Origin of the sequence: Baekduia alba (assembly GCF_028416635.1) — a bacterium.
Lineage (GTDB): Bacteria > Actinomycetota > Thermoleophilia > Solirubrobacterales > Solirubrobacteraceae > Baekduia > Baekduia alba.
Genome location: NZ_CP114013.1, coordinates 1,142,517 through 1,167,553, shown reverse-complemented (window position 1 = coordinate 1,167,553; position 25,037 = coordinate 1,142,517). Strand labels below are relative to the sequence as shown.

The window sequence follows — 25,037 nt, the reverse complement described above, 5'->3', positions numbered from 1 at the left end:
GCAACCGACGGCTGTCGCTCGTGCTGGCGGCGGCGATGTTCGTGCTCGTCGTCGACACGTCGTTGATGAACGTGTCGATCTCCGCGGTCGTCAAGGATCTCGACACGACGGTCAGCGCGGTGCAGGGCGCGATCGCGCTGGAGGCCCTGGTCTCCGCTGCCTTCATCCTGATCAGCAGCAAGATCGGCGACCTCTTCGGCCGCAAGCGCGCGTACGTCGTGGGTCTGCTGGCGTATGCGATCGGCGCGCTGGCGATGACGCTCGCCCAGAGCCTGACGGCGATCATCGTCTTCTGGGCGCTCATCGGCGGCCTCGGCGCTTCGCTTCTGCTGCCGGCGATGCAGTCGTTGATCCACGGCAACTTCGAGGGAGCGGCCCAGAAGCAGACCTACGCGCTGATCGGTGCGGCGGCCGCGATCGCCGCGGCGGTCGGGCCGCTGCTCGGCGGGTTCGTCACCACCTACCTGTCATGGCGCGTCGGGTTCCTGTTGGAGGCCGTCGTCATCGCCGTGGTGCTGTCGCAGGTCGGGCTGCTCGAGGACGTCCCGTACACGGGCCCGCGGCAGGTCGACGTGTTCGGCGCGGTCCTGTCCGTCCTGGGGATGGGCGGCGTCGTGTTGGGCATCCTGGTGTGGCAGGAGGGCGGCGACTACGTCGTGTTGCTGATCGCTATCGGAGCCCTTGCGCTCTGGGGGCTTGCTCGCTGGCTCGTGCGGCGCCACCGCGAGGGCAACGTGACGCTGCTCGATCCGGACCTGTTCCGGCTCCCGCATTTCCGGGTCGGGATCACCGGGCAGATGTTGCAGAACGTCACCCTCGGCGGCGCGATGATCGCCCTGCCGATCTTCCTCCAGATCAAGCTCGAATACGACGCCCTCCAGACGGGCTTGTCGCTCGCGCCGCTGTCCTTGACCATGTTCGCCGTCGCGATCCTCGCCGGTCGCAAGTCCGGCGGCCGGCGGCCCGCCGCGATCATCCGGAACGGGTTCGCGCTGAGCACGCTCGGCATCGCGCTGATCCTCCCGATCGTTCCCAGAGCGGATTCCGGCTGGTACCTGCTCGTGCCGCTGGCCATCGCGGGAGCGGGCCTCGGACTTCTGGTGTCGCAGCTCAACAACTACACGCTCGCCCCGATCGACGACGAGCGCATCAGCGAGGCCGCCGGCGTGAACTCCGCGGCGGGATCGTTCGGCCTGTCGTTCGGCCTGGCGGTCGCCGGTGGCGTCCTGCTCGCCACCCTCGCCCTCGCGTTCACCAACATGAGCAACGCGAGCCCGATCATCCCGTCCTCACAGCAGCAGCAGATCGCGCAGACCCTGGAAGACGACGCGCAGGTCGTGAGCAACACGCAGCTCGACGAGCTCGTCGCCCGCGAGCCGCCGGCGGTCCGGGACGAGGTCCTCAGCATCAACACCGACGCGACCAACCTCGCCCTTCAGGTGGCGCTGCTCGTGCCGATCCTCGCCGGCGCCCTCGGGCTGTTCGACGCCTTCCGCATGATGCGCCTCCCAGACGTCGAGCCCTCAGGCTCCGTAGAAGCGCTGGCGTGACGGGGCCCGGCACGGACGCCGGCGACTCGGAGACCGCCCAAAACGCCCGTCGCGTAAGCTTTGCGCGCCGCCGAGACGCGGCTTACTAAAACTCCCCGAAGCACTTCTCCCCATTACTACTGAAGGACTCTTTTCTATGAGTACGTCATCACGTCGCGGCCTCGTCGGCCTCCTTGCCGCTCTCCTCTGCCTGGTCGGCGCCGCGTCGGCGCAGGCCAGCGCCGACGGCCCCAAGCTGTGCGCCCCCGGGAACACCGCCTGCGTCTGGTTCACGAACGACGGCGACGTCATCCATGTCCAGGACGTCGCCTGCGACGGGCATTCCGCCGTCGCCCAGGTCCAGATCGCGTCGTTGGGGATCTACGACAACCTGTGGAACAGCGACGGCTGCGGCACGATCCGCACCTACAGCTACGGCACCGCGGTCCCCGAAGGCACCACGGTCTACTACCGGCCCTGCATCGGAGAATGGGGCACGCGCACCCTGCTGAGCTGCAACAGCGGCTGGACGCACGGCACCGCTTGACCGAGAAGGCAGAACGCCTCTAGCCGGGCGCGCGGCGCGCCAGCCGATTGGCCGCGCCGCGCGCCCGCGGCACCTGGAGACCGTCCAAGGTGAAGGCTCTTGGTGTAGGCGATCAGCATCCTGCGTTGAGGCTCACGCGGGATCGCTCGATACTCGACGACATGTCACGCCCCTCCCTGTCCTTCCTCTCCGCCGCTGCGCTGGCGGCGTCGGCGCTCCCCCTCGCCGCCGCGGTCCCGGCCCAGGCCGCCAACCACATCGGCATCTGCAAGAGCAACGCCGGCTGCATGGTCGTGCAGCACACGTTGCCCGGGCACGTCGCGCAGGCGCCGAGCGACGGCGTCATCGTCCGGTGGGGCGTCGTCGGAACCGGCCGCTTCGCCATCGCGCCGGTCACCTACACCGCGACGAACACCGTCGTCCGCGGCCCGGCCACACCGGTCCAGTCGTCGTCCTCGAACACGCAGGAGAGCTACTTCGCGGTCGAGCCCGGCATCGCGGTCAGCGCCGGGCAGAGCTTCGGGCTGCTCCTCTCCCCCAACGCGCAGATCCCGGTGCTCTCGCCGGTGGCGGGCGCCGACGTCGACAACTGGTACACGCAGCCGGCCGTCGGGCAGGCGACGCCGGCCGACGGCCAGGTCGACCAGCCGGTCGGGACGCTGTACGAGGCGTGGATCCAGCCCGACGCCGACCACGACGGCTACGGCGACGACACCCAGGACGGATGCCCGACCGACGCCTCGACGCACGGTCCGTGCCCGGCGCCCGCGCCGGCCCCGGCGCCCGCCCCGGCCCCCGCACCCGCGCCCGCACCCGCTCCGGTGAGCCACGTCGCGCCGGTGCTGCGCAGCGTGGAGGTCCACGGCACCCGCCTCAGCTACGCCCTGAACGTCGCGGCCAAGGTCACCGCGACGGTCGAGCGTCGCGACGCTCACGGGCGCTACCACCGGGTGCTCTCCCTCTCGCGCTCGGCGCACGCCGGTCGCGACGCGCTCGTGCTCCGCGGCAAGCATCGCCTCCGCCACGGCCACTACCGCGTCAGCCTGACCACGGTGACCGCGACCGGCGACCACGGCCACCGCGCGCTCGTGCGGTTCACCGTCCGCTGACCGGCGGACGGCTACCGACCACCCCAACAACGACGAACGGCCGGATCTCCGGGCCTTTGCGCAGCAGCCGGGGGCGGGAGTCGAACCCGCGGCCGCGGCCGCGGGGTCGGCGCGTTGGTGTCGCTGTGTGCTACGGCGGCCAAGAGCGATGACGTGACTCACGGACCGGAGATCGTGTGGGGCAGCAGCGTCTCCGGCGCGCCGCGCTGCGCCGCGGCGCGGCGGGGCGGTCGTCATCGCGCGGTTGAGCAACGGGGCGAGCTGACCAGCGAGGTTGGGCGACCCGCCGGCTTGCGCGACCTGCGCCGCGAGCAGGTCGCACCAAACACGCTGGTGACGTCGCACGACCCCGGCGACGCACGCTGGCTCACGGCTGTCCTCCTCCGCCGCCTCACACGGCAGCGGCAAGAGCTCGTCCGCGAGTTCGACCAAGCCTGGGCCGGTACGGTCCGATGCGTCCGTGGAGTCACTGCTCCTGGGCCATGCCCCCGGCCGGTCGCACGGCGCGGGGGCGCTTTGATCTCGGGGGCTGGCCGGGGCGGGCGGCGCGGCGCGGCGCGCGAGCGACTGGAGCGCCCGGGTGGCCGCCACCCGAAGCCCGAGCTGAGCGCTCGAACGAGCGACCAAGCGCGCGGCGGGAGCCATCACGACGAAGCCGAGGACGAGCATGGCGAGAGCGCGCGGCGACCTCCCGAGGCGCGGCCGGCGATTGGTAGCCCCGGCCCGAACGAGGACACGGCCGTCAACGAGGTGCCGGCGACACACCGCCCGCGAGGCGCGGACATGCACGACCAGAATGGGCTTCCTGTCGATCCCGCCGCTCGACCCTGATCGGCAGCGGCTGATCGATCTTGTTGGTGACGATCTGAGTGACCTATTGCCGAGCTGGTCTGGTCGTCCGGCCGTCGAAGACCCCGGAGCGCCGGCCGGGCCCGCTGGCCCGAACCGGCGCTCCAGGCGCAATGCCTACTTCTTTGCCTTGTTCGCCTTCTTCGCCTTCTTCGCCTTCTTCGCCGCGCCCGTCGCGCCCGTCGCGCACTTCGCCGTCACCGGGACCGTACGCTTGACCACCGCGCCGTTGTGGCCGGTGAACGTCACGATCGCTCCGGTGCCGCGGCAGGCCAGGCCGTGCGGCGTCTCGAGGATCTGCCGCTTGTTGTGCGGGAGGTCGAGGTCGAAGCGCGTGATCGGCACGTCCGGGATCGACGCGAACGCCGTCCCGAGCCGGCTCTTCGAGAACGTCGTGGTCCCGACCAGGGGCACGGTCAGCCCGCTGCCCTGGAGGATCGGCACGAGTCGCGGCAGCGTGCTGCCCGCCTGCACCAGGTAGACGCTGCCCTGCAGCGGCGTGCTCAGGAGCGGGGTCACGGCGCTCGCGCCACCGACCTTCGACGCCGCCGGGCACTTGACCGCCGCCAGCTGCGCCGACGTGCAGACCTGACCCAAGGCCTTCAGCTTGATCACGATCTGCTTGGGCAGCGCGACGCCGACGGACTTGAGGTTCGACTGCCCGGGCGTCTGCGTCAGCGTGACGTGCAAGCCGGCACCGGCCTTCTTGGTGCTCTTGATGGCCTTGATGGACATCTTGGGTGCGAACGGCAGCTTCGAGCAGCCGGACATCGCGAACCGCTGGCTGAGCGTCGTGGTCTCACCACTCGCCGAGGCGACCTGCGCGGTGACCTCGCTCGGCGCGCAGCTCGTCGGCGAGGCCATGAAGCCCGGCCGGTCGAGCGCGAGCCCGACGCTGCGCAGCCGCAGCGGGATGCCCGCCAGGATCTGCGGCAGCGGATCGGTCCGCACGGTGATCCGCGTGTCGGGCGCGACGTCGATCGCCGACCGGATCACGACCGTCCCCAGGTTGTAGGGGCCGGCCAGCGCCGGGACGACGAGGCTGAGCCCATACGGCGCGCCCTTGTACCCGTCGGTCAGGTACGCCGTGCCCCGCAGCGAGAACGGGTGCGCCCCGGCGCCGGCGGTGACGAACACCGCGCCGACGCGCGTCGCCGCCGGGCACGTCCCGGCCGCCGCGTCGGCGTCGCCGCAGCGCGGCACCGCGCCCACGTGGGCGGTCAGCCCCGGCGGCAGCGTCACCGACGTGATCGCGCCGATCGCCTGCGTCCGGTCGTCGCGCGCCACGGTCAGCGTGAACGGCGAGTCCGCGCCGGCGCGCGACGAGCCCAGGCCCGACGTCAGGCGCGGCGCGAACGGCACGCTGGACGGGCACGACCCGCCGCCGAGCGTCAACGGCGCGCTGACGACGGTCGGCGCCGCACCCGTCCACGGCGTCAGCGTCGCGGTGGCGTTCGACGTCCCGCACGTCGACGGGGACGCCAGGACAGCTCGGTCTCCCCCATCGAAGTGCAACGTGAAGTGCTCGAACGGCTGCTGCGGCGTGTTGTCGAACGTCGCGGTGATCCGCCCCGTCGCCGGGTCGGCGTCGATGACGCCCGGCAGCTTCAGCCGCACGCCGTCACCCTCGACCACCATGAACAGGTCGTAGCGCCCAGGAGACGGCGACGGGCCGAGGTAGATCGGGCCCGACAGCGTGTCGCGCAGGATCGGCGAGACGATCGACGCGCTGCCGATCCTCGCGGCGTCGGGGCAGCGCGCCGGCCCGGCATCGCCGATGCCGACGCCCGCCGCGTCGCAGTCCGCCAGCCCGTCGGCGGCGGCCGGCGAGATCGCGTAGCCCTCGGGCAGCGCCACGACGGCACGCTGCAGGTCTGACGCCCCGAGCCCGTCGGGGTCGCGGTTCTGCGCGACGTCGAGCGCCACGTCCAGCCCGGTCGGCGCATCGGCCGACCCGCCGTCCGGCGTCAGCTTGATCGACGCCTGGAACGGCACCTGGTCGCAGCCGGTCGGCGGCGGCGTCGTCGCCGACGTGCGGACCGGCGCGTCAGGATGCGTCCACGACGTCATCTCGACCGTCGTGGTCAACGGCGCGCTCCCGCACGACGTCGGGTTGCGCAGCAGCGGCACGCGCGGCGAGCTCGCCGGGCAGGTCTGCAGCGGCGACGGCGGCGGGTCGACCTTGTTGGCCGCCAGGCACGCGCCGCGCTGCTCGTCGTGCGCGGGGTCCGCCGGCACGCCCCACAGCGTCAGTGACTGCGCGTAGATCCGCGCCGCCTGGTTGACGCCGCTGATCACGGCCGTCAGCCCGCCGTCGCTCTCGGTGCGGACGCGGAACCCGATCTCCACGTTCGGGGCGAGGACCGAGAAGCCGAACGCGGCCGGCTCGTGGTCCGAGACCTCCAGGTTGTACACCGGGAACCACTGCTCCGAGACGCCACCCGCGTACCCGAGGTTGATCTTCAGGTCGACGAAGCCGACCTGCGAGTCGTCCGGGCAGGTCGCGCCGCCAAGCAGACCGGCGCCGAAGACCGCCGCGGGGCACTGCGGGACGTGCGTCGTATCACCGACGAGGCCTGCCGGCAGCGCCAGCCGCACGTCCTTCAGCGGCGCGTTCGGCACCGGTACGGTGAGCGGCGCGCCGGCCGGGTCGGCCGGATCCGGGATCTGGACGTCGTGCGTGTTCATCGTGAACCCGGTCGTAACGTCAGGGTGCGCCCCGGCCTGGCTCGTGCTCGCCGAGACCGTGAACGACGCCGGCCCGAACGCGGGGTCGGCGGATGCCGCGGACGCACCGAGCGCCGCGAGGAGGAGCAGCGCGAGCGCCAGCCCGATCGACTTCCTCAACATGTCCTAGCGCCCCTTCTTGGTGGTCTTGGCGTGCTGGAGCACGAGCGTCGCGTGCGCGCTCCGCGTCGTGTCGCTGCACGTGATCGTCAGCCGGACGGTCAACCGCCCGTTGCGCGCCAGCGCGCGCCGCGCCTTGGTCGTCAGCTTCACGGTGAGCGTCGTCCGGCCCGCCGCGAGCTTGCTGGTGGACCCGGTGGCGACCGTGACGCGCTTGTGCCCGATCTGCCCGCGCCCGGTCGCCGTGAACACGGCGGCCGCACTCACCTTGACCTTCAACGACAACTTGCCGGTGCGGGCGAACGCGCGCCGCTGCCCCGCCGTGACCGACGTCACCGAGAACGTCGGGCGCACGCTGGAGCCGACGCCGGGCGCGACGTCGAACGCCGGCGCGGTGTCGGGCGCCGCCGGCGGCGCGGTGGCCGGCGTCGGCGCCGGCCGGCACGCCTCACCCGTGCAGGCTGGGCTCGGCGCGCTCGCCGGGAACCCGCCGCCGACGCGGGCGACGTAGACGTCCTGGTAGCCGTGGTCGTCGTCGGCCGGGACCAGGCTGTCGCGCGACAGCATGAACACGGAGCTGCCGTCGACCGAGTTGTCCACGTAGTACGTGTCGGTGCTCGTCCCGGGCGAGATCAGCCGCGTGCGCCCGTCGGCGTACTCGTACACGTCGACCTTGTCCTCGGTGTCGTCCTGGGTGAGCGGCACGGCCGTCTCGAAGAACAGGTCCCCGTCGCTCGCGAAGTTGCGCGTCTGGGTGCCGAGCACGTTGCGCGGGTCGCGCAGCGTCGCGCCGGCGCCTGGGTCGGCGGCGCCCGGCGGGCACGACGCGCACGAGAGCTGTTGGGTGGTGTCGTCGTAGACGTACACCTCCGTGACGCCGCCGCTGTCGTACCGCGTCAGCTTGGCGAGGCTCTGGAACGCCAGCTTGCCGCCGTCGGCGGTGATCGGCGCGGTGTTCTGGTTCTCGCCAAGGTTCATCAGCAACGAGGAGTCGCCGGGGTCGAGCGTCGCGATGAAGTGGTGGGTGCCGTCGGCGTGGGCGACCCAAAGGTTCGGGGAGCCGGCGGTGCCGTCGCCGTCGAGCGCGTCGGTCGTCGTGAAGTACACGCGTGAGGCGTCGGGAGCGGTGTGCACCGTCGCGACGGCAGAGCTGGAGCTGGCATCGGCCAGCAGCCGCAGCACCCCGCTGCCGATGTCATAGCCGTACAGGCCGCCGGCGGTCGCGTCGTCGGTCAGCGGGTCAGAGCTGGTGAACGTCACCCAGTCGCCGTCGTCGGACGCACCCTGGAACCGGGCGCCGCTCGGCGCGGGCTGGCCGACCGAGCCGCTGGCCTGCGACGCCGAGACGAGCACCGTGCGCTGGCCGTCGCGGACGTAGAGCTGGCTGCCGGTCGTGAAGAACACGCGCGAGCCGTCGGACGACACGCCGCTGCGGTCGCCCGGCAAGTAGTTGTAGGGGCTGACCCGGCCGCCGGCGAACAGCGCGTCGGTCGGCGCCGGGATCTCGTGGCCGCTGCCATCGTCGACCAGCGAGACGATGTGGGTCACGCCGTCGACGATCTCGTAGACCTCCCTCGTGCCGCCGGGCACGTCGGGGAGGATCTGCTTGGTGGACTCGAAGACAACCGCGCGGCCGTCGTCGGAACGGCCGGCGTAGTCCGAGTCGACGGTGTTGGCGTCCGCGGGCGCCACCGGGTCGTTCGGGTGCGCGCCGGGCGTCAGCCAGCGCGTCACGCCGCCGGCCGCGCTCGCGTAGACGTCATTGGACCGGTCCACGTCACCGGCCATGAGCGGCTGGGTCCCGTCCAACGGCGTGGCGAAGAACGTCCGCGCGTCGGCCGAGAAGTCCTGGGGGTTGATCGACGTCGCGAGCGACGTGTGGTCCGGCAGGTCCTGGCGCGGGGACAGGAGGTCCGTGGTCCAGCCGGTGTTCGAGCGTGCGGCGGTGTAGATCGTGTCGAAGTCCGCGCTCGGCGAGCCCGGCATGGTGCCGAAGCTCGCGAAGTCGACGACGTTGCCGTCTGGGGACGAGACCATGCCGCTCGCGATGTCGGCGGCACCCTTGACGGGCGGCGACACCAGCTCGTAGGCGCGCGGCGGTGGTGCGTCGGCGACGGCCGCGTCGACCGCGACGGCCGTCACCGACGCAGCCAGCAGCGAGCTGGCGACGGCGATTCGTGCAAGCACAGCAGATGACCCTTCTCGTAGATGTAGCCGCCCAAGACAGCGGGGACAGGCGGCGGCGCGGATCATAAACTGGTCCGTACCTAGAATGCAAGAGCAGATCCCCGGCCTCCATCAATCGAGGCCCTTCATGTTCTTGCAAGCACGAGGCGCATTCCCCGTTCCTATCGGGCCCGGAGTCTCGTTGATCTCGTTTCGCGGATCGCCTCGCGCGTGATCAGCATCAGCGCGCGCCCGAGATCCCGCTCCCGACAGCGGATCGCCGACGCGTCGATCGCCACGCCAATCGCTCGGCTCACGACCTCGCTTTGGCCGGTTCGCCCCCGCGAGCGCGGCGTCAATGCATGTTCTCCAAGCCCAGCATCCCGATCGTCGGCGATGGCAAGGAACGCACAAGAATCTCCATCAGATGTTTGTCCTCAAGGCACTCAGAGCATTGAACGTGTACCGCGGAGTTTATAGGGTGCCGCCCGTCCCACTGTCCGAAAGGAAGTTGCTCACATGCGCTCGCTTAGTAAGAGCATTAGCCTGCTCGTCCTCGTCGCCGCGTTCGGCCTCGCCGCATCTGCGTCCGCGTCGGCCGCCACCATGGTCGTCTCGTCGCCCGGAGCGAAGGGCGGCGTCGGGACCACCGGCGCCCAGCTCGTCGTCCAAGGCTCCGGCACTACGGCGACCATCAGCTGCACGGCCTCCGGTTTCAACGCCACGCTGGCCGGCGGGACCGGCCCGCTTCCGCTGGCGGTGTCAACCGACTACAAGCCGACATACAGTGGTTGCACGACCGCGGGCGTCTCGACGACGATCGACTGCAAGAACACGGCCAAGCTCGCGGCCGTGGGCCTCTCCGTCAATGGCGTGACCCCATTCACTCTGTCGGGGCTGAATTGCACGGCCTCGGTCAGCGGCTGCGGCACCGCGACGCTCAGCGGCACGGTCCCGGCGTCGTACAACAGCGGCCACAGCCAGCTGACCGTCCTGACCACCGGCCAGTCGACCGCGGTCAGCAACAGCGTCTGCGGTCTGATCCCCGACGGGACCGCGACGACAACGAACCCGACCGGCGGCGCGCTCGCCTACACGGTCGTCCCGCTGGTGGCCATCCAGGTGTACTGACACCCGCGCGCCTCCGCCCCGTCCGGGCGGAGGCGCGCGGCGCCCGCCGCGCCGACGTTGCCGGCATGGACCTCGCCTCAGGCCGAAGACTCGCCGACCTCGAGCACTGGACCGCCTACCGCGTCTGTGGGCTCGGCCAGCTCGCCGGAGAGCCGGCTCGATCGTCAGGACGCGCAGGTTGTTGTCGTCGTTGATCGCCGCGGCGAAGGCTCCGTCGCGCAACTCGAGCAGCTCGCGGAGCCGCCGCTCGGCCTCATCCTCATAGCCAGGATCGGTCCGCCACCGACGCTCCAGCCGCTTCAAGGCATCCTCGGCCAACTCCCCGAGCTGTGCCGGCGTCAGCGACCTCGCCGCAAACGCATCCTGGAGGTGCACCGCCTTGGACGGCCTCGCGGATCTCGTCCTCGGCGTGCTCGCACGCCCGCCTGATCCGCTCCGCGATCCATTTCTCGAAGGCAAAGACGAGATGCTCGGGGATCGCGAGCAAGTCACGGGACTCGATACGGTCCGAGATGTCCATGGAGTTGATGCTCCTTGGCCATGCCCCCGGCCGTCTTCAGCGGCGCGGGGGCGCTTTTCAGATAGGCCGGCCGAGCCGAGCGGTGGTGCGCCTGGTCCGATGGGCTCGGCGACGCTAGCGCCGCGGTTTCGAAGAAGGAAGCGGCGGCGGCGGCCGGTGCGGCCGTGTGGGGCAACACGGTTATTGCCCGATTCGTTGCCGCACAGCCCATTTTTGGCGACTTAAGCAGTCGCTGCGGGACGACAAAAGGCCCGCAAAAGCGGACCTTTTGATGAGTACCCGGGGGCAGGATACGAACCTGCGACCTTCGGGTTATGAGGTGCCCGGACTGCAGTCCGGTTAGATGATTTGGCCGCTATTTGCGAGAAGTTTCTTTGGTTGGCTTGGGTTGTTTTTGGGTGCCTTGGAACCACATTGGAACCACCAAGAGTGCGGCGAGGATGCCGAGCGCGTCAGCGGCCGCGGCGTCGCTTCGGCGAGCGGTGGATGCCCTAGTTCACCATGCGTGACGGTTGTCCTATTTCGACTCCTGGCTACTCGGCCAGCGCGACGCCTTTGCGCGTCGCCCGAGTTACGCAGTCGGGCGCGGTAGCGGTGCTTGTTTCGCTCGGCCTCGCCGAATGTCGAAAGACGATGCGACCTTCGTTGTTTCGTGCGGCCGTCGCGGCCGGCGGGCTAACCGCTGCCGGTCCAGAGCACGCTCATAGAAAAAGGCGATCACGACCGAGTCCCGGGCACGTACTCGCCTCGCTGTTGGGCAGACGGCGACCGTCGTCGGAGCCCAGTTGCACAGGCCAGCCGACGCGGGGGCGCTCGCTCATCACCGCTGGAACTACGCCAGCAAGCCCTCGCCGTACGTCAAGCTGCTCACGGTATGGAACTCAGGTTGCGGCGTTGCGGTCTGCGTCGCCGAGCTCGAACCCTGTGGGCTCGACGAGTTCGACGGCGACCCGCCGAGCGCCGATGTCGTTGGCGATGAGCAGCTTGACGAGCTGCTTGCCGTTGATGAGCCAGATGAGCGGCTTGTCGTCGCGGGCGGCTTCCTCGCGGGCGCCCTTCCCGAAGTCGCTGGTCGTGATGATGAGGCCCTGCTGGTGCGGCTTGAGGCTCCCGTTGAGTGCCTGCACGGTCGGTCGCTGCACGTTCTGCTGCTGGCGCTTGGCCTGAACTGCGATGCGGACATCGAGACCCTCGGCGAGCTCGTACACGCCGGTCGCGTCAATGCCCTTGTCGCCGTGGTAGGCGGTGACTTCGACCTCGCGGATGCCGAGCTCCCTCAGCAGTTCGCCGGCGAGCTGCTCGAAGTCCGCGGGGTCAAGCTCGCGGAGCTGTTCGAGCATCTGCTCTTCGGCATCTGCGTTGTGTTTGGCAATCTCCTGCTGTACGCCAGGTTCCAGCCAGGCCGCCAGGCCGACCATGCCCTTGCCGTGGCGGACGAACCGCACTGGCTTGCTGCGCATCTCTGCGCGCGCGTTCTCCGTGATGATTTGCGCGTAGAGGGTGGCCTCCGGCGTCTTGCCACTGGTCTTCACGAGGTCCTCGTCGAGCACCACCTTGGTGATGTCGCGGTAGTGCATCGGGTGCCCGTTGCCGTGACGCTGTAGAACGTCCTCCGCCGCGTCGGTGAACGACAGCCGCTTTTTCAACGGCGCGCCGACAGGCATGTCTGCGCTCAAAGGAGTCGCTTCGTTCGAGGGCACTGCCTCCGCCTCGCCCGCCAGCTGAGCCTGCTGGTCCTCGACGTCTGGGTTCAGCGCGAATGTTCCCTTCGCGACCTGAACGAACCGAGAGCCGGCACCCTTTTTCTTGATGTCCGTGTAGAGGCGAGCCGCAACCGTCGCGTCCGGAGTCTTGCCTTCGCTCTCCCAAAGTTGTTGGTCGAGCATCGCTCTGTAATGACCTTGGAGTGAAGCGGTCCTCCCTCATCGGCAAGCACCGTCACGATGGCTTTCCAGAAGTTCACGAGAGTTCCGCTCCCGGCTGGTAATTGCGCAGCTCGTTGCCGTGGCGACCGAGCCAGTCGGAGGCCTCTTGCCAGTCCGGCAGCGCCGCCGACAGCGCGCGCCAGAACGACTTCGAGTGATTCGCAACCCGGAGGTGCACGAGCTCGTGGACGACGACATACCGCGCCACGTGCTCCGGCATGACCACGAGACGCCAGTTCAAGGAAATGTGTCCGTGGCGCGAACACGACCCCCAACGCGTCCGCTGGTCACGGACGCCCACGCCCGACACTTCGACGCCGAGCCTCTCCGCTTCCGCCGCGACCAATTGCCGAAGCCATGTACGGGCGGTGCGCCGATACCACCGCTGTACGGCTCGCGAGGCGTCTTCCGCGGGGACGAGCAGACGCCCGTCCTGAAGGCGTGCGTGAGCGATACGGGACGTGGACTCAACGGTCACCCGGGCACCGTGCAACCACACCTGCGTGTCCGTGGCCAGACCGAGCTCGGCGAGGCGGTGCCGCTCCTCCTCGACCGAGCTCAGTTTCGACAGGACCCAGGCTGCTTTGTTCCGCAGGGCCTGCGCCGCGTACTCATCGGACGCGCCCGCTGGCACGATGATGCGCAGCGGGACGTCGCGCCCGAGTTGAATGCGAGTGGTACGCGCACGGTCAGAACGACGCACCTCGACCTCGACGACGCGCTCCCCAAGGTCGACGGTGAGCGTCTCCGCTGCGGGTGGGGCGGCCATGGCGCTCACCGGAGCGTCGCAAGAGCGGCCATCAACTCATCCATCAACTCGGCGTTCTGCGGCAGCTGACTTGTGCTGTCGCGGACGACGAGTTCCTTGACAGCGGCACGCCGGAGGCGCTGGGCAACGTCGGGCCGGTTCTTCCAGTCGGGAATGCGAGAGGCGTCGTCGTAGTGCTTGCTCATCGCCTTGGCGACATCAACGGTGTCCTGTTCGTCGGCGCTTGGCGCGGACCGCAGCAACACCGCATGAACGAGGACGCCGGCCTCATCCAGACCAAGGTCGGCGCCGCGCTCCTGCTCGCGCTTGTAATCCGCGACGAGCTGCTCCCACCCGCGCAGGTCGTCGAGGGTCATTTGGGCCGCTCGAAGCCGCTTCGCGCGAAGCTCGGCCAGTCGCTCGGCGAGAGTCTTAGCCAGGGGGTCGTCCTGGCCGCGCACCTTGATTTCGTGGACGATGGCCGCCTCGATGTCGGTCGCCTTTTCCTCCGGCGTGAGCTCTTTGTCCTCGATCAAGGCCTGTAGGAAGTCGGCGTCGATAGTGAAGGCGGGCAGGTCGTCACCGATGCGGTCCATGCCGACAGCCGCTTGCACTAGCTGGCGGGTCTTGTGGCGCAGGTCGTCGCCGGTGCGGCGGTCGCGGCGGGTGCCGCGTCGCCAGGCAGCCCAGATTTCGAGCAGCTCGCCGTAGCGGCCGAGATGCGGCGCGAGGCGCCTGTCCGGGGTGAGCGTTTCGTAAATGCCTTGGGCTTCGCGGAACAGCCGCTCGAAGTCCTCCGCCTTGTCGGTGTGATCAGTCAGCAGCCGCACTACACGCAGCATGCGCTTGCGGGCGGACCCGTTCGCGGCCGGCTCGACGACCGTGAGGGCTTCGTCGATGATGCGGGGGAACCGCTCGATGAGCGCCTCCGTCGGCTCAACGAGCCCTTTGAGGTCGTCGGAAGCGAACTCAGACAGGGCGTCCTTGAGTTCGTCGAAGACGCCCCAGTAGTCCAGGATGACGCCGTAGTCCTTGTCCCGGTAACGCCGGTTGGTCCGGGCGATGGCCTGCATGAGCGTGTGTTCGCGAAGCCCGCGGTCCAAGAACATCACCTGCTCGCTGGGCGCATCGAAGCCTGTAAGGAGCATCCCGTTGACGACGAGCAGTTTGAGAGGGTCACTGTCGCTCTTGAAGCGGCGGATGAAGTCCTTGATGGCCTTCCGGTCGGTCGCCGTAATGAAGCCGTCTGCCTCGTCGGCAGCTTCGGATGTGTCGCCCTCGTCGGCGCCGCCGAGCGTCGGCGCTCCGTGGACTCGCACCCAGTGCTCGCCCGGGTACCAGTAGCGCAGGTCAATCTGGCCGACGCGGCGTGCGCTGTCCTTCTTGTTACGCGACATGATGACCGCGAACTCCTGCGGCTGGAGGTACTTGGCGAGCTCCGCGGCGAGAAGCGCACAGGCCTCACGGTCGACGCCTACGAGCTGGCCGCAGAAGCCATTTGAGGCGAAGCGAGTAGCTAGCTGGTCGGCGACGTCTGCTGCGATGGCGGCCACGCGTGCCGGCGCTTTCGCGACGACGGACTCCTTGCTCGCCTGCGCGCGCAACTCGTCTCGGGCTTCTTCGTCGAGGTCGGCCGCGAGCACGTCGACCTTGGCGTCAAGATCGGTCTTGGTGATGCGCCACTCGGCGAGCCGGGGCTCGTAGACCACCGGGACAGTGGCGCCGTCGGCAATTGCCTGGTCAAAGCCGAAACGGTCCAGGTACGCCTCTCGCTTGCCGTCTCCGAGTTCAGGACTGAAGACCTTGCGGGTGGAGCGATGGGAGTCGACCTCGATGGGCGTTCCCGTGAAGCCGAACATCCGGGCGGTGGGTAGCGCGTCCTGCATCCAGATGCCGAACTTGCCGAACTGGGACCGGTGCGCTTCGTCGACGAACACGATGACGTCTCGGTCCTTGAGGGCGGCGTTCATCGACTGACGGAACTTCTGGACGGTGGTCACGATGACGCCGCCGCCACCGACGAGCAGCGTCGCCAGCCTCTCACCAGAGGTGGCCTGCTGGACGCCATCGAACTCGCACGCGACCAGCGTCTCGTTGATTTGCTCGTCTAGGTCGACACGGTCGATGACGAGCACGACCGACGGATTGCCGAGCCCGACGCGGAGCAACTTGCCGGCGGCGAAGACCATGGTCAGCGACTTGCCGGAACCGGTGGCATGCCAGATGATGCCCCGGTCGAACTGCTTGGCGATGACGCGGTCGACTAGCTTGTTCGCCGCACGGAACTGGTGCGCCCGCGCGAGCTTCTTCGTTGTGACACCTTCACGAGTCTCGAAGACGACGAAGTTGGTCGCGAGGTCGACGAGGTTGTGCGGGTGATACGCGCCTGTCAGGGCCACGAGCATTTCGTCGTCCGGGTCCTCAACCTCGCGCGGCCAAGCGTCGGTCCACTGGAGATAGGACCGTTCGTCTTCGAGGCCGGAGGGGCCCAGGCGGAACGACAGGCCGTTGCAGCACCCGACCACGCTGGTCTGGGTGATGAGCTGGGGGGCGTCGAGCCAGTAGCCCCTCCAGTCATCTGCGGCGCCGCTGATGGGCTCGTCTGTGTCCTTGTTCTCGATGACGCCGAGCGGGATGCCGTTCACGAGGCACACGACATCGAGACGCGGCTCGCGCTGCCCTCCAGTGCGGATGACGAACTCTTCCGTCACCACGTAGTCATTTCGGCTTGGCTGCTGGCTGTCGACGACCGTGATGTCGAGAGTCGGGCTCGCCGGCGTCGGCTTGTACTGGTAACCGTTTCGCAACACCTCAAGCATCTCTCGGTCGCTGCTAATGCGCCGTACCTTGGCGGCGATTTCCCGCGCGGCGTCCTCGTTGAGTCCTGCGTTGAGCTTGCAGAGGGCCTGGATGAGCAGGGGCTCGACAATCGCCTCGTTCATGCGCGCTTTGCCCCGGAGCGCGTTCATGTCACACCGATTGATGAAGTCCCACTCCAGTCGCTGCAGCACGTCCAGCTGCTCAGCTTGGATGTCTGCCTCTGTGGTGTGAAACGTCGCCGACATGCTCGTGCCCGCTAGCTACTCTCCGGCGGCTGCCGAACTCCGGTCACGAAATCCTCCAGGAGCGCCGTCCGGAACCCGACGTGAGCGGCCGACAGCCTGTCGTACGCCTTCCGCGCTGCAACGAGCTGTTCGAGACGAACCGCAACATCACCCTGGGTGTCGAGGTCTGGGAGGGGTACCTCGAAGTCGCTGACGACGCCAAGGGAAATGTTCGTCAGGTTCGTCGTTCCCTCCGCCTCCTCGACAAGTTCGTCATACGCGCTCCACAGGAAGTGGAAGAGGAAGAGCGGGACATGCCGGCTTCCTGGCTTGATTGCGGCGCACGCCTGATTGGTGGCCATCGGCTCGGTGATGTAGGCCGACCGCCCGACGGTACCCCGTCCGTACATGGCCACGAGCACGGTTCCAGACGGGTAGAGCTTCGCCGACGAGCGCTTCAAGCCCTCGTCGCTGATGGTCTCCTCAGTCTCACTGATGGGTCCGAACGCGACTTCGCCCGTCTTGACCCAGGGGACGCCGCCACCGAAGTATGTGGGCTCTCGGCGAGAAGGCGTGCCTCCTGAGCCGAGGTCCGCGAACTCCGCGATGGGAACTGCTTCGTGGGCCTCTGCCAGGCCGGAGAAGAGGTCCCGGCGATACGACTCGAAGAACTGCTCCAGTGACGCACGCTGCTCGCGAGCTCGTGCGGCCGCCTGGTCCGCGAGGTCCACCGCGTCGACGATGGCCAGCTGCTCTTCGAGCGAAGGCAGTTCCACCTCCAGCTCCAGGAACTGCTCCGGGACCAGCCGAACGCGGTTCGTCGAGCCCTCGCTGACCAGCAGACACTCCTCCCAGAAGACAGGCCGCTTCACGTAGATGTCGAGGTAGGCCGGGAGGCAGACGTCCTCGTCGATCACGTAGGCCGGGAAGTCGCTCGACACGATAGCGTTGTCGAGCTCCGGCGGGACGAGGCCGAGGCCACCGTTGCGCGCATCAATCTTCGAGACGAGTAGGTCTCCGGCGCGGACCTCATACTGCTTCTTCGTTGCGATGGCGGTGCCCTGGACGACGCCGCGGCTCGTGAGGCCGCGTCCCTTGATGCGCACGGTGACCTGCTCGTAGTTCTCGTCGTCTTCGACTGTGACGATGCGCCGCGCGACGGTGAGGAACTCCCCTAGCGGGACCGCTCGCCACGCGTTGGCCTCAACCATCGGAGCTCTCAAGGGAGGAGAGCAGTTGCTCTACGGAAGCGTCGGTCGCGCGAGCTGCGGCCTGCGCTTCACGAAGCTCCGCGATGGCCTGCGGGAGGGTCACCGCCTGTTCGTCGTCCTCTGTGCCTTGGACGTATCGGCGCACGGTCAGGTTGAAGCGTCGTGCGGCGATGTCCTTGGGAGAGACCCAGGACGAGATACCTGGCTGCGGGTTGTCGTCGTTGAAGGCAGCGACGAGCCTGTCGATGTCCTCGGGCTGGAGGACGTTCTTCGTGTTGGCTCGCGCGAAGCCCTCGGCGCCGTCGATGAACAGCACACGTCCGACGCGCTCGGGTCGCTTAGCCTTGTTCAGTAGGAGGTAACAAGCCGGGATGCCTGCGCCGTAGAACATGTCCTTCGGGAGCTGAATGACAGCCTCGACGAGGTCGGCTTCGACGAGGTCTCGCCGGACGGCCTGCTCGTTGCCTGCGCGGAACAGTGCCCCATTCGGCAGAACGACCGCCATCCGGCCATGGTCTTTGAGCGAGGCAACCATGTGTTGGACGAAGGCCATCTCGCCGTGGCGCTTCGGAGGCAGGTGCCGCATCCGACCGAACGGGTCACCTCCTGACTTGAGCTTGTCGTGTCCCCAGTTCTTGGATGAGAACGGGGGATTGGCGATGATCAGGTCGAACTGCCGCACCCGTCCGTTTTGGACAAACGCCGGCTTGAACAAGGTGTCTCCCTGTTCGATGGTCGCGGCGGCGTTTGCTCCATGCAGCAGCATGTTCATGCGCCCGATGGCCCACGTGGTCGGCTTCAACTCCTGGCCGTAGAGCGTGAGGCCCTGGGCCTCGTCGCCGTGGAGTCGGAATGCTTCGTCGCGCAGCTCGAGCAGCAGGCCGCCAGAGCCACACGTGGGGTCGTATGCCGTGGCAGCCGCTGGCGGCTGCAGAAGTCGTGCGCCGAGCAAGCCGACGGGAGCCGGCGTGTAGAACTCGCCGCCAGCCTTACCCGCCTCGGCGGCGAACTTCGCGATCAGCCACTCGTACGCCTGCCCGAGCATGTCTGGGGGGACGCGCTCGCGCGTGAGGGGCCCCAGTTCGTCGAAGTGCCGGACGACCGCGGCGAGGTGCTCCGGCGGCAGTGCCTTTCGGTTGTTGAAGTCCGTGTACTCGAAGACGCTCGCGAGCTGGCGCGGGTTAGCTGCCGCGATTGCGGCAAGCGCGTCGTTCAGTGCGGTGCCAAGCTCATGGCGGTCCGTTGCGACTACATCCGCCCAAGCGGCGTCTTCCGGAACCCGCAGCGAGTAGAAGGCGTCCGCGTTCGCGGCGATGATGGCTTCGACGTCCGGAGCGTCTCCAAGCTCCTGAAACGCAGCGGCGGTCTCCTCCTTGTGGATGTCGCTCGCACGCTTGAAGAAGAGCAACGCCAGGACGTAGTCGCGCTGGACCTCCACATCGGTGAGGCCGCGGAAAAGGTCGGCCGAGGCCCAAAGGTGGTCCTCCAGCGTGCGCAGGTGCAGAGGCGCGGCAACGTCGATAGGCATGAGGTCGCGATGGTAAGGGCCGCACCGGAGGGCGTACCAAATTTCTTTCTGTGTCTAGGTTGAGCCGGGAGACGCGTCTGGCACGGCGCGTCGAAGGTCACTGAGTATCGGCTCTAGGAGGTCGTCGGCCAACCCGGCCGCGCTCCGAGCCGCGTCGAGCTCAGCTAGGGCCTCGGGAAGCGGAACCAGGTCTCCACCAGCTTCCGCAGGGCGCACGTACCGGCGGACGGTCCAGTTATACCGGCGCTCGCGAATGGCGTCACGCGTCGCCCAGGCGGAGAAGCCGGGTTCCTCGGGGGCGCCGGCGAAGGCAGCGAGGACCCGCTCCACGTCTGACTCACGGAGCACGTTGGTCGTCTCAACCCGCTCGAAACACTCCGATGCGTCGACGAAGAGGACCCGGTCGTGCCTCTCGGCGGGCTTCGCCTTGTTCACGAGCACCCAACTGACCGGGATACCGGAGCCGTAGAACATGCCCTTGGGCAGCCCAATTACCGCTTCGACGATGTCGGCTTCGATGAGGTCCCGCCGAACCGCCTGCTGTTGTCGCGCCCGGAAGAGCGCCCCGTTGGGGAGAAGAACTGCCATGCGGCCGTGGTTGCTGAGCGAGGCGACCATGTGCTGGACGAAGACCATTTCCGGGTGACTCTTGCCCGGCAGATGGTCGACTCGCCCGAACGGGTCTCCCTTGCGCAACGAGTCGTGCCAGTCGTTGACCTCCAGCTCGAACGGCGGGTTGCTGATGACGAGGTCGAAGTTCTGATCCTCGAAGAAGGCCGGAGTCAGCACGGAGTCGCCAGGCTCGATCCGCGACGCGGCCGCGGCCCCGTGGAAGAGGGTGTTCATCCGCGCGACGAGCCAGATGCTGGGCTTGCGCTCCTGGCCGAACAGGCCGACACCGCTCGAAGCATCGCCGTGCAGGCGTCGCGCCTCATCTCTCACGCGTACAAGAAGGCCAGCCGAACCGCATGCGGGGTCGTGCACCTGCGCGTCCGCCCCTGGTGCGAGGAGGCGCGCTCCAAGACGCGCGACTGCGCTCGGCGTGAAGACCTCGCCTTTGGCGGGCTTCTCCTGCCGGGAGAAGTGATCGACCACCTGGAGGAACGCCTCGCCTAGCAGCTCGGCACTGACCCGGGCAGTCGTCAGGGTGCCGAGTTGCTGGGCTTTGCGTACAACGCCCGCGAGGTTGTCGACGGGGAGGACCTGGCGGTTGTTGAAATCCGTGGTGTTGAAGACGTTCTTCAGGTAACGCGGGTTCGCTGATGCCACGGCGCGGAGGGCCTCGTCGAACTTGGCTCCGAAACGGTTGCGGTCCACCTCCCCGACGTCCTTCCAGGTTGTGCCCGCGGGCAGTCGGAGGAGGTGGTACGCGTTCGGGTTAGCGGCGATGATGGCCTCCGCGCCGCTAGCGCCTCCCAGCTCGGCTACTGCGGCCGCATGCTCTTCGATGAAGACGTCGCTCGCTCGCTTCAGAAACAGAGCAGCGGCGAGGTGCTCCAGCCGCGCGCGTGGCGACATGAGCGTGCCGAACTCGTCGGCTATCGCTACAAGGCGGTCTCGTAGCTCGGTCGAAGTGAATTGCTGATTTTCAGCATCAGCCATGGCGCATCCACCCTAGACCGGGCAGGGCACCGACGCTCCGCTCTGCGCAGGCTCGGGTCTGCCACCTGGGCTCATTAGCAATCGGAGGCAGCCGCCACATTCGGCGACTGGGCCGATTGCGTGCCGCGTTGCCAAGCGCGGCTCAGCCAAGAAGGGCAGCAAGCTGAACCCGCCGCCGGAGACCTCGCTGAACCACTACCGCCGTAAGGCCGGCTTCAACCAGGACCAGCTCGCCGACGCGACCGCCATCTTCACGCGGACGCTGCAGCGTCTGAAAAGCGGCGAGAACAAGAACCCGCCGGCCCGGTACCGCATCTCCTGCGCGATACAGATTGCGGTTCCCTTGATGGGCGAACAGCTGTTCGCGTCAGGATCCCATCGTGGCCTCATCCGCCAAAGCGAGCCGCTCACGTCCGATCAAGATGTAGAAGATGATGGCCCGACGAGCAGCGTCGCACAGCCACCAACGTCGGCCTCGAGTTCGTGGTCGCGGCTAGCCGCACTCTACGACTCCGTCCGCGGCCGCTCAGATGATGGGCGCGTGCCGGCCCGGCTAGAGAGACTCAAGACGCGATTCGTCACCCATCCGAGGGCTCGTCGGACGGCTGGCGCCGTTGTGGCCATCACCTTGTTCGTCGTCGTGTTCGCGTTCGTCGTCCTCCTCGTGAAGATCGCGGCTGATCAACTCGCCGCGCCGAAAACCGACATGACGGCCGCCGAGCACGCGGAAGATGTGGGTCGTGCGCGCACAACCGTGCTCGGCATACTCGCGGGTGCGATCGCCGTCTTTGGGGCGTTCTACACCCACCGCGGCTTTCTTCTCAACCGCGAAGGACAGATCACCGACCGCTACACGCGGGCCATCGACCAGCTCGGCAGCGGCAGCCAGGACGTGCGAATCGGCGGCATCTACGCGCTTCTGCTCGACCACGATCCCAGTCGCTACCCAGAGCCGCCACCAGCCGACGTGCATGCTGCCCTCGCCGTCCTGGGAGCGCGGCGCAAGGACTTCGACCCTCCGCTGCCCTGGCGCCTGGACCTCGCCGCGACCTACCTGCCACGCGCGCGCCTTGCCGGTCTCGACTTCTCCGACGCCGACTTCTCTCACGCAGTGCTCGACCAGGCCAGCCTGATCGGTGCCGGGTTGTCGGGTGCGCGCTTCGTTGGAGCACGAATGGCGTACGCCGAACTCCATCACGCCGACCTCATCGCCAGCGACTTCGAAGACGCGCGTCTCTTCCACGCCTCACTGGAAGGCGCCCGGCTAGGACACGCGCGATTCGTCGACTCGGACTGCCGAGGCGCGAGCCTCGAGCGCGCGTTCGCCGCCGAGGCCGTTATGAGGGGCGCGAACATGACGCAGGCCAATCTCAGCGCGACTGACCTGCGCCATGTCGACCTGATTAAGGCCGACCTGACCGACGTCACGCTCTCCGGCGCTGACCTGACCGATGCGGATCTGCGCGCCGCGAAGTTTGTAGAGACGCAGGCCGACTCAGAGACTAAGTGGCCCGCCGGGTTCGTCGCGGCCGACCACGACGGCATCCTGATCGACGACTGACTCCGCACGCGCCCTCCCTGCGAGCGTCTGTGGGATGGTTCGACTGTGGCTGAGCATCGACGTCTTCTGACCGGGCCCGCGTGACGGACGCACGATCGCGATCGGTTCGAGTCGACCGGCGAGTGCGCCCTGTGAGAACAGCGATCCTCGTGGACATGACCTCCCACGGCGCCCTGGCGCGTGCGGCCGCGATCAACACCTCGCTGTGGGGCGGCAAGTACAACCCGATCGTTCCCGTGCTGGCGCGTCGCCCTGCCTGGTGGAGAGACGTGCCGTGGCCAGACCTCACGGGGCCGCAACTCACTCGTAGCTACCTCGAGGCATGGGACCCCGACGTCCTCGTCAACATGGTGCCGGGCTACGTCGTGCCTGACGCATTCGCCGACCGCGAGGTCAGCGCCACTGACCTGAGTTCGGACGCGCGGGATATCCGACGTCACATGGGCGTCGATTGCGTCGACGTCTACGCCCATCTACACCAGCATGAACGACGGTTCGTCCTTCGCCGGCCAGACGATCTCGTTCTCCCCACCGCCGGTCCCGCCCGCCTCGATGACCTCGTCAAGGTCTGGTACGGCCACTTCGACCACGCGGAGACCGAGCAGGCCTACATGTCGCTGCTAGAAGCCGAACGACATGAGATCCATGACGAGCAGCTCTGGAACGGCACCCTTGGCGGCCCTGGCAGCTTTCGCGGTCCTCTAAGTGTCGGGTCTTACGGCATCGAGGTGACGCCGTCCCCGATGGCTCGAACCATCATCTACATCTTCGACGCAGATTCACCTTGGGATCTCCTCGACCTGTGGAACCTGCGCGCGACTGGCGACGAGGTCCTCCCGCTTCCGCGGCATGCGGTCCCTACGCTCGCTCCGAGGCTGGCCGCGCTCACCGCCCATCTGACCGACGCTCAGCGCTTCCACGTGGATCTGGTCCCGAGTCGACGGTGGACCCTGGCCGAAAGCAAGCAGGTGGTCGACGACGTCCTGGCACACGGTGTCAAGGGGTCCTTCGGGCAGATAGCCGCTCATTGGCATCACGACTCGGTCGCATTCGACGCGTTCAGACCGGTGAGCGCAGGAGACGCTCCGGTCGAGATCGCGGCGACCTCCGAACGGGCGACCTTCCAGCTTGCGTCACCGACCTTTGCGGACTCCATCGCCTTCGGCGGCTGGTGGATCAACGTCCTCACTGTTCGCAAGTCGTACCTGTGGGATGAAGGGGCGAGCATCTTCCCCCGGGAGTTGCAATCGGTCCGGGCCGTCATGGACGCGTTCTTGACGCCGAACATCCGTACGAACTGGGAGGGCATCGTCGTGCCGGCACGACAACGCGATGACTCGTTCTTCGCACGCCTCCCGACCGGTCAGCAGGTAATTGAGCAACTGCTCTCCGACGAGGGCTTTCAGACGTCTCTATCGGAGCCTGGTCGCATGACGTTGGAGATGATCCGCCGCGTGGGTGGGCTCGCCGACGTCCGCTTCTTACGCAATCGCAGCCTCATCAACTTGTTCCAGGACGTGGCCAGATCCGAGGTGATGCAAATCCCGCCCCAACGACTCGATCAAGCGCTCAAGACGGACAACAAAGGACGCGACGGGCTTGATGCCGACCGAGTCCGCCGAGCGCTCACTGACCGCGGCATCCTGCGCGCCGGCCTCACGATCCGTTGTCCTCACTGCCAGTTCGGGAACTGGTATTCGCCTGAAGATTTGAGCGATATCCAACGCTGTGCCGAGTGCCTCCAAACGTTCCCGTTCCCTCAGGAACGTCCTCCTGGCCGGTGGGCATACCAGACCACCGGCGGCTTCCGAGCGCGACGGCAGAGCGCTGTGGGGCGCTACCCGGTCATGCTCGCCCTGCACGCGCTCTATCGTCTCACCGACTCCGAGCTCGATTGGTCGACGAGCCTGAACGTCGGCGACATCGGCGAGGTCGACTTCATCGCCCTCCACCGAGCCCGGAACCTGGAACCGACCAACCAGCCGCACGAGATGGTGTTCGGCGAGGTCAAGACACGCCACCCCCTCCAACCTCGAGACTTCGAACGAGCACAGGCGATCCAACGACGGTTCCCGCGCGCCATCCTCGTGTTCGCCACCCTCGACGAGGAGGGGTTCACCGCCGCAGAACGAGACGAGCTCAGCCGACTGGCGCGCCCGGCGTCGTTGGTCGATGGCCTCTATCCGATGCGTGCGCAGCTGATCTTGCTTACGCCTGACGAGCTCTACAGCGACGACCTCCGAGCGATGGTCGCAGCGGACCTGTCCGATGCACCGTTCGCCCAGGCGGGCTTTCGGCGCGCCCTATTACCCACGCTGGCGGAGTGGAGTCAGAAGCGCCACCTCGGGCTCGGCGACTTCTTCGACTGGCGTCAGGAGATCGGGCGTAAGCCCCGGCTCGCCCGGCTCCAACGATCGCAACGCGCTGGACGACGGGCGGTTAAGCCGACGACGTAGCGACCGTCCGAAGCTTCGCCGGCCCTCCAGTTACGCGAGCTCACCGACGCCATCGTGCGCCCAGCCCCCACCAGCGAGCCGTCCTCCAGTGTCCGGCACCGGCCACTCCCTACGACGAGATTCCCAATCTCCGCTCCGTCAACGCTGACTCCATCAACACGACGCTCGTCGTGCCCGACGCCGCCTCCGGCACGTCCATCGACTGACACGTCGCTCCACGGTTCCGATGGCCCCAACCACCAGACCGGCACGCAGTTGCACGGC

Annotated in this window: 14 protein-coding genes; 6 read left to right on the top strand and 8 right to left on the bottom strand. The window is 68.0% G+C overall.

Features of this window, described 5'->3' with window-relative positions; genetic code table 11:
* The first annotated feature begins 35 nt into the window (after positions 1–35).
* The 3 genes from DSM104299_RS05760 (at position 36) to DSM104299_RS05750 (ending at position 3,185) form a co-directional block, all read left to right on the top strand.
* Complete coding sequence (locus tag DSM104299_RS05760) at positions 36–1,550, top strand: MFS transporter (RefSeq protein ID WP_349294530.1); 1,515 nt, start codon at positions 36–38, stop codon at positions 1,548–1,550.
* A gap of 136 nt (positions 1,551–1,686) precedes the next feature.
* The gene (locus DSM104299_RS05755) at positions 1,687–2,076 is read left to right on the top strand and encodes a hypothetical protein (protein ID WP_272476330.1); all 390 of its coding nucleotides are present in this window, start codon (positions 1,687–1,689) and stop codon (positions 2,074–2,076) included.
* Between the two features lie 161 nt (positions 2,077–2,237).
* The gene (locus DSM104299_RS05750) at positions 2,238–3,185 is read left to right on the top strand and encodes a hypothetical protein (RefSeq protein ID WP_272476329.1); all 948 of its coding nucleotides are present in this window, start codon (positions 2,238–2,240) and stop codon (positions 3,183–3,185) included.
* A gap of 966 nt (positions 3,186–4,151) precedes the next feature.
* Here DSM104299_RS05750 and DSM104299_RS05745 read toward each other — a convergent pair.
* Both DSM104299_RS05745 and DSM104299_RS05740 read right to left on the bottom strand, forming a co-directional pair.
* On the bottom strand, positions 4,152–6,884 hold the full coding sequence (locus tag DSM104299_RS05745; RefSeq protein WP_272476328.1) for a hypothetical protein: 2,733 nt from the start codon (positions 6,882–6,884) through the stop codon (positions 4,152–4,154).
* Positions 6,885–6,887: 3 nt separating this feature from the next.
* Positions 6,888–9,068 carry a TolB-like translocation protein gene (locus DSM104299_RS05740; protein WP_272476327.1) on the bottom strand — a complete coding sequence of 727 codons (2,181 nt, stop codon included), beginning with the start codon at positions 9,066–9,068 and terminating at the stop codon, positions 6,888–6,890.
* Positions 9,069–9,566: 498 nt separating this feature from the next.
* Here DSM104299_RS05740 and DSM104299_RS05735 point away from each other — a divergent pair, with 498 nt between their 5' ends.
* Positions 9,567–10,178, top strand: a complete 612-nt coding sequence (locus DSM104299_RS05735; RefSeq protein WP_272476326.1) for a hypothetical protein — start codon at positions 9,567–9,569, stop codon at positions 10,176–10,178.
* A 1,401-nt stretch (positions 10,179–11,579) separates the two neighbouring features.
* Here the strand turns inward: DSM104299_RS05735 and DSM104299_RS05730 are convergent.
* From DSM104299_RS05730 to DSM104299_RS05705, 6 genes are all read right to left on the bottom strand, one after another.
* Positions 11,580–12,584, bottom strand: coding sequence for a restriction endonuclease (locus DSM104299_RS05730; protein WP_272476325.1), 1,005 nt, complete (start codon positions 12,582–12,584; stop codon positions 11,580–11,582).
* A 73-nt stretch (positions 12,585–12,657) separates the two neighbouring features.
* On the bottom strand, positions 12,658–13,392 hold the full coding sequence (locus DSM104299_RS05725; RefSeq protein ID WP_272476324.1) for a M48 family metallopeptidase: 735 nt from the start codon (positions 13,390–13,392) through the stop codon (positions 12,658–12,660).
* A 5-nt stretch (positions 13,393–13,397) separates the two neighbouring features.
* Positions 13,398–16,436 (bottom strand): type I restriction endonuclease subunit R, encoded by a 3,039-nt coding sequence (locus tag DSM104299_RS05720; RefSeq protein WP_272476323.1) that lies wholly within the window; start codon positions 16,434–16,436, stop codon positions 13,398–13,400.
* Between the two features lie 11 nt (positions 16,437–16,447).
* Positions 16,448–17,626, bottom strand: a complete 1,179-nt coding sequence (locus DSM104299_RS05715) for a restriction endonuclease subunit S (RefSeq protein WP_272476322.1) — start codon at positions 17,624–17,626, stop codon at positions 16,448–16,450.
* The gene (locus tag DSM104299_RS05710) at positions 17,619–19,154 is read right to left on the bottom strand and encodes an N-6 DNA methylase (protein ID WP_272476321.1); all 1,536 of its coding nucleotides are present in this window, start codon (positions 19,152–19,154) and stop codon (positions 17,619–17,621) included. The genes DSM104299_RS05715 and DSM104299_RS05710 overlap by 8 nt, the downstream gene beginning before the upstream one ends.
* Before the next feature lie 54 nt (positions 19,155–19,208).
* Positions 19,209–20,756 carry an N-6 DNA methylase gene (locus DSM104299_RS05705; RefSeq protein ID WP_272476320.1) on the bottom strand — a complete coding sequence of 516 codons (1,548 nt, stop codon included), beginning with the start codon at positions 20,754–20,756 and terminating at the stop codon, positions 19,209–19,211.
* Positions 20,757–21,372: 616 nt separating this feature from the next.
* Here DSM104299_RS05705 and DSM104299_RS05700 point away from each other — a divergent pair.
* Together DSM104299_RS05700 and DSM104299_RS05695 are read left to right on the top strand one after the other, a co-directional pair.
* A complete protein-coding gene (locus DSM104299_RS05700) occupies positions 21,373–22,317 on the top strand; it encodes a pentapeptide repeat-containing protein (RefSeq protein ID WP_272476319.1) in 945 nt (314 codons plus the stop codon).
* 155 nt (positions 22,318–22,472) lie between these two features.
* Complete coding sequence (locus DSM104299_RS05695; RefSeq protein ID WP_272476318.1) at positions 22,473–24,773, top strand: hypothetical protein; 2,301 nt, start codon at positions 22,473–22,475, stop codon at positions 24,771–24,773.
* The last annotated feature ends 264 nt before the right edge of the window (positions 24,774–25,037 follow it).

Excerpts from the sequence above, each read along its gene's own strand:
- DSM104299_RS05725 (WP_272476324.1), bottom strand. The coding sequence starts at position 13,392 with ATGGCCGCCCCACCCGCAGCGGAGACGCTCACCGTCGACCTTGGGGAG.
- DSM104299_RS05735 (WP_272476326.1), top strand. The coding sequence starts at position 9,567 with ATGCGCTCGCTTAGTAAGAGCATTAGCCTGCTCGTCCTCGTCGCCGCG.
- DSM104299_RS05730 (WP_272476325.1), bottom strand. The coding sequence starts at position 12,584 with ATGCTCGACCAACAACTTTGGGAGAGCGAAGGCAAGACTCCGGACGCG.
- DSM104299_RS05750 (WP_272476329.1), top strand. The coding sequence starts at position 2,238 with ATGTCACGCCCCTCCCTGTCCTTCCTCTCCGCCGCTGCGCTGGCGGCG.
- DSM104299_RS05755 (WP_272476330.1), top strand. The coding sequence starts at position 1,687 with ATGAGTACGTCATCACGTCGCGGCCTCGTCGGCCTCCTTGCCGCTCTC.
- DSM104299_RS05760 (WP_349294530.1), top strand. The coding sequence starts at position 36 with ATGTTCGTGCTCGTCGTCGACACGTCGTTGATGAACGTGTCGATCTCC.
- DSM104299_RS05745 (WP_272476328.1), bottom strand. The coding sequence starts at position 6,884 with ATGTTGAGGAAGTCGATCGGGCTGGCGCTCGCGCTGCTCCTCCTCGCG.
- DSM104299_RS05720 (WP_272476323.1), bottom strand. The coding sequence starts at position 16,436 with ATGTCGGCGACGTTTCACACCACAGAGGCAGACATCCAAGCTGAGCAG.
- DSM104299_RS05715 (WP_272476322.1), bottom strand. The coding sequence starts at position 17,626 with ATGGTTGAGGCCAACGCGTGGCGAGCGGTCCCGCTAGGGGAGTTCCTC.
- DSM104299_RS05710 (WP_272476321.1), bottom strand. The coding sequence starts at position 19,154 with ATGCCTATCGACGTTGCCGCGCCTCTGCACCTGCGCACGCTGGAGGAC.
- DSM104299_RS05695 (WP_272476318.1), top strand. The coding sequence starts at position 22,473 with ATGACCTCCCACGGCGCCCTGGCGCGTGCGGCCGCGATCAACACCTCG.
- DSM104299_RS05705 (WP_272476320.1), bottom strand. The coding sequence starts at position 20,756 with ATGGCTGATGCTGAAAATCAGCAATTCACTTCGACCGAGCTACGAGAC.